The 12,410-nt window shown below is 75.0% G+C and carries 9 protein-coding genes; 6 read left to right on the top strand and 3 right to left on the bottom strand.

From position 1 onward, the window contains the following. Nucleotides 1-58 precede the first annotated feature (58 nt). The 5 genes from ACWGL3_RS09395 to ACWGL3_RS09375 all read left to right on the top strand — a co-directional run bounded on the left by ACWGL3_RS09395 (nucleotide 59) and on the right by ACWGL3_RS09375 (nucleotide 7,134). Nucleotides 59-1,678 carry a hypothetical protein gene (locus ACWGL3_RS09395; RefSeq protein ID WP_452461139.1) on the top strand — a complete coding sequence of 540 codons (1,620 nt, stop codon included), beginning with the start codon at nucleotides 59-61 and terminating at the stop codon, nucleotides 1,676-1,678. Between the two features lie 66 nt (nucleotides 1,679-1,744). Beyond that, nucleotides 1,745-5,056, top strand: coding sequence for a right-handed parallel beta-helix repeat-containing protein (locus tag ACWGL3_RS09390; RefSeq protein WP_267945586.1), 3,312 nt, complete (start codon nucleotides 1,745-1,747; stop codon nucleotides 5,054-5,056). Nucleotides 5,057-5,218: 162 nt separating this feature from the next. Then, complete coding sequence (locus ACWGL3_RS09385; protein ID WP_267945587.1) at nucleotides 5,219-5,440, top strand: hypervirulence associated TUDOR domain-containing protein; 222 nt, start codon at nucleotides 5,219-5,221, stop codon at nucleotides 5,438-5,440. A 5-nt stretch (nucleotides 5,441-5,445) separates the two neighbouring features. After that, nucleotides 5,446-6,033 carry a DUF488 domain-containing protein gene (locus ACWGL3_RS09380; protein WP_267945588.1) on the top strand — a complete coding sequence of 196 codons (588 nt, stop codon included), beginning with the start codon at nucleotides 5,446-5,448 and terminating at the stop codon, nucleotides 6,031-6,033. A 192-nt stretch (nucleotides 6,034-6,225) separates the two neighbouring features. Further along, complete coding sequence (locus ACWGL3_RS09375; protein WP_267945589.1) at nucleotides 6,226-7,134, top strand: aminoglycoside phosphotransferase family protein; 909 nt, start codon at nucleotides 6,226-6,228, stop codon at nucleotides 7,132-7,134. Nucleotides 7,135-7,195: 61 nt separating this feature from the next. Here the strand turns inward: ACWGL3_RS09375 and ACWGL3_RS09370 are convergent, their stop codons facing one another. The 3 genes from ACWGL3_RS09370 to ACWGL3_RS09360 all read right to left on the bottom strand — a co-directional run bounded on the left by ACWGL3_RS09370 (nucleotide 7,196) and on the right by ACWGL3_RS09360 (nucleotide 11,230). After that, a complete protein-coding gene (locus tag ACWGL3_RS09370) occupies nucleotides 7,196-8,518 on the bottom strand; it encodes an MFS transporter (protein WP_452461138.1) in 1,323 nt (440 codons plus the stop codon). Between the two features lie 136 nt (nucleotides 8,519-8,654). Then, entirely contained in the window at nucleotides 8,655-10,391 is a 1,737-nt protein-coding gene (locus ACWGL3_RS09365; RefSeq protein ID WP_452461137.1) for an acyl-CoA synthetase, read from the bottom strand. 50 nt (nucleotides 10,392-10,441) lie between these two features. Then, nucleotides 10,442-11,230 carry an enoyl-CoA hydratase/isomerase family protein gene (locus ACWGL3_RS09360; protein WP_267945592.1) on the bottom strand — a complete coding sequence of 263 codons (789 nt, stop codon included), beginning with the start codon at nucleotides 11,228-11,230 and terminating at the stop codon, nucleotides 10,442-10,444. Between the two features lie 213 nt (nucleotides 11,231-11,443). On the opposite strand from ACWGL3_RS09360, the gene ACWGL3_RS09355 reads away from it, so the two are divergent. Then, the gene (locus ACWGL3_RS09355) at nucleotides 11,444-12,367 is read left to right on the top strand and encodes a LysR family transcriptional regulator (protein ID WP_267945593.1); all 924 of its coding nucleotides are present in this window, start codon (nucleotides 11,444-11,446) and stop codon (nucleotides 12,365-12,367) included. Nucleotides 12,368-12,410: the final 43 nt, after the last annotated feature.

The raw sequence follows: 12,410 nt of genomic DNA, 5'->3' as shown, positions 1-12,410 counted from the left end.
GCCCCGAGTAGTGCAGGACGAGCGGGGCGTTGTCCTGGGCCCCCGAGAAGGAGTTCCGATGTCTGAGAGTGCGCAGGCGCGCGGCGCGGCGGAGGGCCGTCCCACACCGGAGTCCGAGTTCCGGACGGCGCTCTCCGGTGGAGCCGACGGCACGGTCTCCGGCGGGGCCGCGGGCTCCGCGGCGCACATCGCGCCCGCTCCCCCGACCGGGGCCGCCGAGGGGGCGGCCGAGGCCGTTCCCGCTCCCCGGATCACCGGCGCCCTGCACGAACCGGCCGCCCCCCAGGCCCCGGAGGTGGCCCTGGACCGTCCGGGCAAGCCCGCCCTGGCGGGCGCCGCCATCGCGGGTCTGCTCCTGGTCGCCGCACCCTTCGCCATGACGGCGGGTGTGCCCGGGGTGACCCTGGAGGCGACGCCGCTCGCCTCGGACGCCGGCGGCGCCGGCGGCCCGTCCTCGGGCACCGCCGAAGCGGGCGGCTCGGGCGGCGGTGGGTCCGGAGCCGCTCCGGCGGACACGGGCGCCGCGGCCGTGCCCCAACAGGGCGCCGCGCCCCAGGAGACCGGTTACGTCCCCGAGGTGAGCGGGGACGGAGCCGCGGCCCCGACGATGCCCGACCCGGGCGCCGGCGCCACCGGCGGGGAGAACCCCGTGGAGACCGCCCCCGCCGCGCGGGAGAACCCGGGCGCGTCCGGAGCCCAGGAGGCCGGGAACGGCGCGGGCGAGACGACCGCCGCCGGGGAGCCCGGGGCCGGGGGCGCCGCGGCCGAAGGCGGTGACACGGCCGCCGGTCCCCCCGCCGGCGAGGAAGCCGCGGACGGCACGGCCGGGGAGGACGCGGCGACCGGAGGCGACGAGGGCGCCGGGACCTCCGGGGAGGGTGAGACCGACGGGGCGGCCGGAGAGGGCGCCGGCAACGGCGACACCGGTACCGGGGACACCGGCACCGGCCCGGCGACGGAGCAGATGAACGCCCCCCTCGCCGACACCACCGGAACCGGCGACACCGCCCGGGAGGGCGGGGCCTCCGGAAGCGGCGACACGGCGAACGGCGGGTCGGCGTCCGCCGACGCCCCGGTCGCCGACCCGCCGCCCTCGGAGGGCGGGGGCTCCGTCCTGGAGAACTCCGTCGCGATGACGGGGGGCTCGGAACCGGAGCCCTTCCTCGCCGTCGCGGGGCCCGGCTGCCAGGACTCCCCCGGCTCCTCCTACGCGAACGAGGGGCGCTGGGACAGCGCCGAGGGCACCGCCAGCTGGGCCACACGGCCCGGCGGGTACTCTCAGGAGGGCTGCGACGGCGGCTACGAGGCGCTTCCCGTCTCGGGCGACCCGGAGCAGGGCAACGGCCAGTACGCCACCTGGACGTTCACCCCGGGGGAGGCCGGGGTCGCGTGCGAGCTCTACGTCCATGTGCCCGACGACGAGAGCCCGCTGTGGATCTCCCCCGGGGAGGCGCGCTACCAGCTCTTCTCCGGCCCCTCGGCCGAGGGGTCGCCCGTGGCGGTCTTCGGGATCGACCAGGCGGGGATCCGGGGCGGATGGGTCCAGGTGACCGGGTTCACCTCTCCCACGGAGGAGTTCACCGTCAAGCTCACCAACGCGGGGGCCGACGCCCTCGCGGACCAGGAGCACAGCAGCTCGCACGTGGCCGCCTCGGCCGTGCGCGCGTCCTGCTCCTGACCCGCCTCCGGCGGGGCGGCCCCCGCCGCCCCGCCACCTCCCCTCCCCCGATCTAGGAAGACACCGATGACCAGGCAGCTCCTCACCGTCGACGCCGGCGCCCAGGACGGGCACGCGACGATCACCGAGGCGGTCGAGGCCGCCGCCAGCGGTGCCCTCATCACCATCGCCCCCGGCCGCTACGAGGAGAGCCTCGTCCTGCGCGACGTGGTCACCCTGATGGCCCGCGACGGCCTGGGCAGCGTCGAGATCACCACCGGCTCCGGCTGCGCCGTGGTCTCGGGCGCCGAGGCGGTCAAGCTGTCCGGGCTGGTCCTGCGCGGCCGCCACGCCGACTACCCCGCGGTGGACATCCCCCTCGGGCAGCTGGAGATGGCCGACTGCGAGGTGGAGGGGGCGTCCTGGACCGCGGTGTCGGTGCGCGGCGACGGCGCGCTCGCCATGCGCGACAGCCGCGTCACGTGCTCGGCGGGCGCGGGGGTGGTGATCACCTCCTCCGGGCCGAGCGTCATCGAGGACTGCGTGGTCGAGGAGGTCGACACCAGCGCCGTGGTCATCGGCGAGCAGGCGCGCCCCACGATCCGCTCCTGCGTGCTTCGCGACGCCGGGGGCAACGGCGTGTTCGCCAGCGGACAGTCCGGGGGCACGATCCGGGACTGCGAGATCTCGGGGACCAAGAAGCCCGCGGTGGCGCTGGAGGAGGGCTCCGCCGCGTCGCTGCTGGGCACACGCGTGCACGACACCGAGGGCGACGGACTGGTCGTGTCCAGCCGTTCCCGCCCGGTCGTGGAGGACTGCGTGTTCGAGGACGTGGGCGGGCGCGGCGTCGTCGTGCACAACGGCGCGGACCCGCAGGTGGCGCGGGTGCGCGTGGTGCGCGCCAAGAACGTGGCGATCCACCTGTCGGGGCGGGCGCGCGGCACCTTCACCGACTGCGAGGTGGAGGAGTCGGGCGGCGACGCCGTGCAGGCCGCGGAGCGGGCCTCCACCGCCTTCCTCGGCCTGGTCGTACGCGGCGGGCAGGGGCTGAGCCTGCGCGGCGACAGCGTCGTGGAGTTCGACCGCGGCCTGGTCAGCGGGACCGCCGGCCCCGGCGTGGTGGTCGAGGAGTGCGCCCCCTTCATGCGCGGGACCGCGATCAACAACACCCGGGGACAGGGCGTGGTGTTCGGCAAGGGCGGGCGCGGACGCCTGGAGGACGTGACGCTGGACCGCACCGGCAAGAGCGCCGTGTCCGTGGAGGAGGGCGGGGCGCCCCTGCTGACCGGTGTGCAGATCTCCGGGAGCCGCGACGCCGGGATCTCGGTGGGCGCGCACGGCTCCGCCGACGTGCGCGACTGCGACGTGTCGGAGTGCACGGGCGACGGTATCGCCGTGCGGGCCGGCGGCCGGGCGACGGTGCTGCGCACCCGGGTGTACAACGGCCGCCGCAACGGCGTGCTGGTGGCGGCGAAGGCGACCGCCACGCTGCGCAGGTGCGAGGTGTTCGGCAACGGCGCCGACGGCATCCTCGTGCACTCCGCCGAGGACGTGGTGGTGGAGGACTGCTCGGTGCGCGACAACGGCCGCTCCGGTCTGCGCCAGACCGTCGCCAGCCAGAGCATGCGCACGGAGGAGCTGCTCAGCCGCGGCAACGGGGCGCCGGACGCGTTCGGCGACCTGGCGGGCGCACCCGTCCCGATGCCGGAGGCCCCCGCCCCCGTGCAGGAGGACGAGGACTCCGAGGAGGTCGGCCCCCTCAAGGAGCTGGACGCGCTGGTGGGCCTGGCCGGGGTCAAGCACGAGGTCAAGACGCTCGTCACCCGCAACCAGATGGCCCAGCGCAGGGCCGAGATGGGTCTGCCCACGCCGCCCATGAGCCGCCACCTGGTCTTCGGCGGCGCCCCCGGCACGGGCAAGACCACGGTGGCGCGGCTGTACGGGCAGATCCTCGCCGAACTGGACGTCCTGCGCTACGGGCACGTGGTGGAGGTCGCCCGCGCCGACCTGGTGTCGCAGTACGTGGGCGGCACGGCGATCAAGACCACCGAGGTGTTCGAGCGGGCCAAGGGCGGCGTGCTGTTCGTCGACGAGGCCTACACGCTGGCGAGCGGCAGCGAGGGCGGTAGCGGCGGCGGCCCCGACTTCGGCCGTGAGGCCATCGACACCCTGGTCAAGCTCATGGAGGACCACCGCGACGAGGTCGTGGTGATCGTCGCCGGCTACACCGAGCAGATGCAGAGCTTCCTCGACACCAACCCCGGCCTGGCCTCCCGGTTCAGCCGGACCATCGAGTTCACCAACTACGCGGCCGAGGAGCTGACGGAGATCGTGCGCAACATGTGCGTCTCCCACAGCTACCGGATGGCGGAGGAGACCGAGGCGGCCCTGCTCGCCCACTTCGAGCGGGTGCCCAAGGGCCCGGCGTTCGGCAACGGCCGCGAGGCCCGCAAGCTCTTCGAGGAGATGATCGACCGCCAGGCGTACCGGCTGGGCGGGACCATCCCCGACAGCCCCGACTCGCTCACGCTCCTGCTGCCCGAGGACCTCGGGGATGCGGCCGAGGAGGAGCAGCTCGGCGGCACGGCGGACGGGATCGCGGCCCTGCGCGAGGAACTGGACGCCATGGTCGGCCTGGCGAGCGTCAAGGAGACCGTCAACGACCTGGCCAACCTGCTGCTGATGTCGCAGCAGCGGCGCGCCATGGGGCTCCAGGTGGCGCCGATGAGCCACCACCTGGTGTTCGCCGGTCCCCCCGGTACCGGTAAGACGACCGTGGCCCGCCTGTACGGCAAGCTCCTGCACGCCCTCGGGGTGCTGCGCGGCGACCACGTGGTGGAGGCGGCACGCTCGGACCTGGTGGGGCGCTACGTCGGGCACACCGCCCAGCTGACCGCCGAGGTGTTCGAGCGGGCCAAGGGCGGCGTGCTGTTCGTCGACGAGGCCTACTCGCTGGCGCCGCGCGGATCGGGCAACGACTTCGGCCAGGAGGCCATCGACACCCTGGTCAAGCTCATGGAGGACCACCGCGACGAGGCGGTGGTCATCGTCGCCGGGTACACCAACGAGATGCAGCGCTTCCTCGACTCCAACCCCGGTCTGGCCTCCCGGTTCAACCACCAGGTGGAGTTCCCCGACTACAGCGACGACGAGCTGGTCACCATCGTCCAGCGCATGGCGAAGGGCTCGGGGTACACCTGCGGCGAGGCGACGACGGCGGCCCTGCACGAGCACTTCTCGGGGGTGGTCCGCGACGTGAACTTCGGCAACGCCCGCTACGCGCGCCAGGTGCTGGAGCGGATGATCACCCGGCAGGCGGGCCGCCTGGTCAACGGCGTCCAGAACGCCACCATGGAGGACTTCACCACCCTGCTGCCCGAGGACATCCCGGCCCGCTGAGGCCGTCGGCCCCGCGGGCGTGGACGGGGAGACCCGGGACCGAACCGGGGAGCGAGGCGTCTTCCCCGGCGGTGGGCCCCGCGGCGTGCCCCGCCCGCATACCCCGGGGTCGTCCGGGGTATGTCGGGGGTCCGTCCCGCCACGACCGGAGGAGGGTGCGCGATGACACGCCGTTTCGACGTCGGCGACCATGTGAGCTGGAACTCCGAGGCCGGACGGGTGTCCGGCACGATCACCAGGGTCCACACCGGCGACTTCACGTTCCGGGGCCGTACGCGCCGCGCGTCCGAGGACGATCCGCAGTACGAGATCGAGAGCGACAGGACCGGCCGCACGGCGGCTCACAAGGACGGGGCCCTGACCCGGACGTCCGGCGGCGGCTAGCCGCGATGGCGCCGCCGTTCCTCACCGTGGGCCACTCCGACCGCACGTTCGAGGAGTTCGCCGCCCTGTTGGAGGAGGCCGCCGTGGAGGCGGTGGTCGACGTGCGCAGGCTTCCGGGCTCCCGCCGCAACCCGCAGTTCGACGAGGAGGCGCTCTCCACGGCCCTGAGCGCTCTCGGCGTGCGCTACGAGCGCGTCGCGGAGCTCGGCGGCCGGCGCCCCGTCGCCGGGGGCGTGCCCCCCGAGGTCAACGGGCTCTGGCGCAACCGCGGCTTCCACAACTACGCCGACCACGGGCTCTCGGCCGAGTTCGGGGCGGGGCTCGCCCGGTTGCGCGCGGCGGGCGCGGCCCACCGCGCCGCCGTGATGTGCGCGGAGGCGGTGTGGTGGCGGTGCCACCGGCGCATCATCGCCGACCACCTCCTCGCCCACGGCCACGAGGTCCTCCACATCATGGGCGGCCACCGCGTGGACGCCGCCCGGCTCACCCCGGGGGCCGTCGTGCGCACCGACCGCGTCGTCACCTATCCGGCACCGCCCTCGGAGGGGCACGGCCCCGGGTCCGCCCCGACGGGCGCGTCCCCCCGGGGGTGACGCAGCCCGCCCCCGGGCGGGCCGGGTGCTCCGGGCGGTCCGGCGGGTCGGGGCGCCGCCGCACCGCACCCCGCTGCGACCACCGCCGCCCCCGACCACCCGGCCGGGGACGACGGGCGTCCGCGCCCCTGCGCGTCTGCTCCGCACCGCCCGCCCGCGCGCGGGCCGGGCCCGTGGGCTACATTTCTGGCCATGACGCACCCCCCTCTCGGCCTCACAGCGGAGTTCGTCCGGGACCTGTTGCGCGAACAGCACCCCGACCTGGCCGACCGTCCCCTGCACTCGGGCACGCGGGGCGCGGGCAACCAGATGTGGCGGCTCGGGGACGACCTCGCCGTGCGGCTGCCGTGGACGCCGCGTTCCGCGGAGGCGCTGGTGCGGGGGGAGCTCGCCTGGCTGCCCTCCCTGGCGCCGTGCCTTCCGCTGCCGGTCCCGGTCCCGTTGCGCCTGGGCATGCCCGGTGCGCGGTTCCAGCGCCCCTGGGCCGTGACCACCTGGGTGCCGGGCACGCCCGCGGACCGCGCCCCGGTCACGGACGCCGCCCGTGCGGCCGAGGACCTGGCGGCCTTCCTGACGGCCCTGCACCGGCCCGCGCCCGAGGACGCCCCTGTGAACCGCAAGAGCCGGCGCCCCCTGGCCGGCCACGCAGAGCAGTTCGCCGAACAGTTCGCCTCGGCCACAGCCCAGGGGCTGGTCGAGGACCCGGAGGCGGTGCGCGCGGTCTGGGAGGACGCGGTCGCCGCGCCCCGCTGGCAGGGGCCGGCGCTGTGGCTGCACGCCGACCTGCACCCGGCCAACGTCCTGACCCGCGACGGCGCGTTGTGCGGGGTGATCGACTTCGGCGACCTGTGCGCGGGCGACCCGGCCTGCGACCTGGCCGCCGCCTGGATCCTGCTGCCGGACGGCGGGCTCGACCGCTTCCACCGGGCCTACCGCCCGGCCTCGGACCCCGCGACCCTGCGCCGTGCCCGCGGCTGGGCGGTGCTGTGCGCCCTCGGCGGCGTGCTCGTCGGCGAGGCCGGCGTCCGCGGACGCCCCGGCGGCCACGACACCTGGGGGCCGCCGGCCCGGGCCGCGCTGCGCCGCCTCGCCCGGGGCTGAGGAGGGCGGTCGGCGGCACGGGCCCTCGTGGACCGGCGCCGCCGACCGGGCGGCGCTCCCGTCAGCGCAGCGTGGTGCGGGTGAGCGAGAGGTCCTTGGTCTCCCTCACCAGGGTCAGCACCACCAGGAGGCTGATCGCGGCCACCCCGACCAGGTAGAACGCCGGCGTGAGAGCGCTGCCGGTGCTGCTGACCAGCCAGGTCGCCACGAACGGCGCGGTGCCGCCGAACAGCACGTACGCGGCGGTGTAGCCGACCGCCGAGCCGCTGGCCCGCAGCTGAGCGGGGAACATCTCCACCATCATCGGCACGTTGGACGTGCCGATCACGGCGACGAGCACGGCCAGGACCGAGGTCCCCACCAGCGCCCCGGCCAGCCCGGTCGACATCAGCTGGAACGCGGGGTAGGTCAGCAGGACGAACCCCCCGCAGGCGACCATCAGCATGGGCCGCCTGCCGAAGCGGTCGCTGGCCGTGGCCATCAGCGGGCACGCCGCCGTGTACGCGAGCATCGCGACGACGCTGGTCATGAGCGCCTGGGTCTTGGTGTAGTCCAGCGACTCCGACATGTAGCTGATCATGTACGAGCTCATGAAGTAGTAGCCGACCGCGTTCGTGATGCTGTAGCCGAACAGCGTGAACATCTGGCGCCCGGAGACCCGGAAGGCCTGCCGCAGCGGGCTCTTCGTGGTGTTCTCCTGCGCGGCCATCTCGCGGAAGACCGGGGTGTCGTCCAGGCGGGAGCGCAGGTACAGGCCGATGGCTCCGAGCGGGCCCGCGATCAGGAACGGGATCCGCCAGCCCCACGACATCAGGGCCTCCTCGCTGAGGGTGCCTGTGAGCAGCACGCCCACGCCGGAGCCGACCACCGCGGCCACGCCGACGGTGATGGGGACGGCGCTGGCGTACCGGGCGCGGCGGCCCTCGGGGGCGTACTCCATGATGAAGGACGAGGCGCCCGTGTACTCGCCGCCGGTGGAGAAGCCCTGGACCGTGCGCATGAGCAGGAGCAGCAGCGGGGCGCCGAGGCCGATCGCCGCGTAGGTGGGCAGCAGGCCGATCCCGAGGGTGGCGCCGCTCATGCACAGCACGCTCAGCGCGAGGGCGCGGTTGCGGCCGATGCGGTCGCCGTAGTGGCCGAAGAACAGGGCGCCGATCGGCCTCGCGACGAACCCCGCCGCGAAGATCGCCCAGGTCGCCAGCAGCGCGGCGGCGGGGTCGTAGTTGGGGAAGAACAGCACCGCGATGGTGGCCGACATGACGGCGTAGGCGCCGGAGTCGAACCACTCCACGAAGTTGCCGATGGCGGTGGCCACGGTGACGCGGCGGCGGACGCCGCCCATGTCCCGGGGTGGCGTCGCGGGGGCTTCCTGATCGTTCAGCACCGTACCCGAACTCCTCTTTCTCACTGCCCGGGCCTGGCCCGGGATCGATGTTAGGGGGGACAAGAGACGGGGTGGCCCGCCGGGGTGGCCTGGCGCGGCCGGGTGCGGCGGCGGGGGCCGCCGCCGCACCGGTCTCTCAGACCGTGTCGCGTCGTCGCAGCTCGGCGCGCTGGACCTTGCCGGTCGCGGAACGGGGGAGGCGTTCCGCGAAGGCGATCAGGCGCGGGTAGGCGAAGCGCGAGTGGTGTTCGCGGGCGAAGGCGCGGATCTCGTCGGCGAGGTCGTCGCCGGGGCGGTACCCGTCGGCGAGTTCGATCCACGCCTTGACGACCTGTCCGCGCAGCGGGTCGGGCAGGCCGACCACGCCCGCGTCGGCGACCGCCGGGTGCTCGCGCAGGGCGGCCTCGACCTCGTAGGGGCCCACCCGGTACCCGGAGGTCTTGATGACGTCGTCGGTGCGGCCCAGGAACCAGTAGTAGCCGTCGGCGTCGCGGGTGGCCTGGTCCTTGGTGCGGTACCAGTCGCCGCCGAAGCTCTCGGCGGAGGCGTCGGGCCTCCTCCAGTAGCCGAGGGGGAACTGGGGGTTGCTGCGCGCGCGGAGGCAGATCTCCCCCGGCTCGCCCTCGGGCACCTCGTTGCCGTCGGCGTCCAGGAGCGCGACCTCCCACCCGGGGAGCGGGCGCCCCACCGAACCGGGCTTGACCGGCACGCCGGGCAGGTTGCCCAGCAGCGGGTAGGACTCGGTGGACCCGTAGTAGTCGAGCGGGGTCACCCCGAACTGCTCGCGGAACCAGGCGATGAGGTCGGTGGTGAGGGGCTCGTTGGAACAGCACACCACGCGCAGTGCCTGGGGGTGGCGCCGCCCGGCGTCGGGGACGTCGGCGCGGAGCTTGCGCAGCAGGGTGGGGTTGACCAGGGCGGTGGTGACCCGGTTGCGGGACATGGCGGCGAGCAGGCCCTCGGGGTCGAAGCCCGCCCGGGGGCGGTAGACCAGGTGGGTGGCCCCGACGCGCAGCGGACCCATGAGCTTGGCCATGGACCACGCCCAGTCGCCCGCGCCGTAGAACACGTCGCCGGGGCGCAGGTCGTGGCAGTACCGGAACTCGTTGTGCCCGAGGAGGGTGCGGTGGGCGTGCACGATGCCCTTGGCGGGGCCCGTGGTGCCGGAGGTGTAGAAGATGAGGGCGGGGTCGTCGGCGGCGGTGTCGGCCGCCTCGTACCGGGGCTCGCACGCGGCGATCGCGGGGTCGTCCACGTCCACGATCCGCACGTCGGCCGGGGACGGCGCGTCGCCGGCCCCCTCACCGCCGAGGGAGGCGACCGCCGCGACCGCGTCGGCGGCCCGCCCCAGGGAGGCGTTCTCGGTGACGAGGACGGTGCTGCCGGAGTCGGCGAGCCGGTAGGCGATGGGGTCGTCGGCCCACAGCGGGGACATGGTGACCAGGACGGCGCCGGTGCGCAGGACGCCCAGGTAGGCGGCGGGGGTGTCGGGCCGCTGGGGCAGCAGCACGGCCACCCGGTCGCCCTTGCGCACGCCCAGGGCGTGCAGGTGGGCGGCGACGCGGGCCGCCCGGTCGCGGATCCGGTCCCAGGTGACCTCCTCCCGGTGGCCGGTGTGGTCCTCGAAGACGAGGGCGACGCGGTCGCCGGGGTGGTGGTCGGCGACGTCGACCGCCATGTTGTAGCGCTCGGGCGCCTCCCAGTCCTGCTCCTCGCACAAGAGCCGGTAGAGGCGGTCCCCCTCGGCGAGCGCCTCCGGGGTGGGTGCGGCCGGGGACTGGGCGGGGTCCGGGACGGCGGTGCCCGGGGCCGCGGCCCCGGCTCCGGCTCCGGCTCCGGAGTGCGTGCCGTCCTCGGTTCCGGTGGTGGTCATCGGGTGGTCTCCCCTGTTTCCTGCTGTGGCGTCGGTGGTGGAGCTGCGGTTCAGCGGCGCTTGGCCAGGAACCGCTCCATCTCCCGCTGGGGCTCGCCGCTGGCGTAGGCCTGGGCGTGGACCCTCTTGGCCGCGGTGATGGAGTCGGTCAGCGCCTCGTCGTCGATCTCGCGCAGGCGGGCCTTGGTGAGGGCGACGGCGCCGGGGGGCAGGGAGGCGAGGGAGTCCGCGAGGGCGAGTGCGGCGGGGAGCACCTCGTCCCGCCCGGGGACGAGCCGGGTGAGCAGGCCGAGACGGTGGGCCTCGTCCCCGTCGACCAGCTCGCCGGTGAGGGTGAACTCGATGGTGCGGGCCTTGCCGAGGATGTCCCACATGGCCCAGATGCCGGTGACGCTGGGGATGCCGGAGCGGACCTCGGGCTGGCCCATGCGCACGCCGGGGTGGCCGACGCGCAGGTCCGCGAGGAGCGCGAACTGGAACCCGGAGCCGGCGGCGACGCCGTTGACCGCCGCGATGGTGGGCTTGTCGATGCCGCGCAGGGCCCTGTAGAGCAGGTCGAAGTCGTCGATCCACGCCTCGGCGGCGGCGTGGTCGGCCGGGTCGATGTCCCGGGTCTCGGCCAGGTCCTGGCCCGCGCAGAAGGCGGCGCCGGCGCCGGTCAGCACGACGGCGCGGCAGTCGGCGTCGGCGCCCGCCTCCTCGAACAGCCCGACCAGGCGGGTGCGCATGGCGCCGGTCCACGCGTTGAGCTTGTCGGGGCGGTTGAGGGTGATGACGGTGGCGTGGCCCTCGGCGAGGGGTTCGCGGTGCGCCAGGACGAGGTCGTCGTTCGGTGACATGCCGATGCCTTTCACGAATTCACAAGCAGGGGTGCGGCGGACGGGGTCGCGTACGCCGGAGGATCGGGCGGAGCCGGTGCTCCCCGGTGGTCCCCGGGCGAACCCGGGCCCTCCGCCCTATGAACGACATCACAACAGCTCACCGCCGCCGGCGTCCAACACCAGTTGGGACCTCCCGCGATATCGCAGTGATATGACCGGTAGGGTCCCCGCATGGAACTGCGCCACCTGCGCTACTTCACGGTGCTCGCCGAGGAGCTGCACTTCGGCCGGGCCGCAGCCCGGCTGCACATGGCCCAGCCGCCGCTGTCCCAGCGCATCCGCGACCTGGAGCGCGAACTGGGCGTGCGGTTGTTCGACCGCGGCCGCAACCAGGTGCGGTTGACCGAGGCCGGGGCCCTGCTGCTGGAGCACGCCCGGCCGGTGCTGGAGAGCACCGAGTCGGCCCTGGAGGCCATGCGCCGCATCCGCCCCGGGGAGAGCGGGATCCTGCGTGCGGGGATCCCGCCGGACACCATGCCCGCCACGCTGCGCACCCTGGTCGCGGAGCTGGCGCGCAACGCCCCCGACGTGCTGGTGGACCTGCACGAGCTCACCACGGACGAGCAGCTGCGGGCGCTGCGCGAGGGCGACCTGGACGCCGGGGTGGTGCGCCACCCCTCCGACACCACGGGCCTGGAGTCGGGCCCGGTGGCCCACCGGGCCCTGGGGGTCCTGCTGCCCGCCGAGCACCCGCTGGCGGGGGGCGGGCCGGTGCGGCTGCGCGACCTCAACGGGATGCCGCTGGTGGTCTTCCCCCGGGCGATGGCGCCGATGCTCTACGACCAGGTCATGTCCGCGTGCAGCTCGGAGGGGTTCCGCCCCGGGGCGATCCGGCACGCCCGCAACCCGCTGTTCGTCAACGGCCTGGTCATGGCCGGGCGGGGCGTGCACTTCAACGAGAGGCCCCTGGGCGGGCTCCCCGAGGGCCTGGTGTGGTCACCCCTGGAGGGGAACCCGCTGGCCTGGCGCACGTCGGTGGTGTGGCCGCCCCGGCGGCGCCACGCGAGCGTGGCGGTCTTCGTGGCCGCCGCGACGGCGGGCCTGGAGGCCGCCGGGCACGTGGTCCAGCCCCACCCCGGGCCGGGACCGGACTAGCGGACCGCCCCGGGGCCGGCCGCGTCCGGGGACCGGACTCCCC

It is taken from the genome of Nocardiopsis sp. NPDC055824 (genome assembly GCF_053616335.1).
Note: the sequence above shows the minus strand (reverse complement) of the source record. Positions and strands in the feature narration are given on the sequence as shown.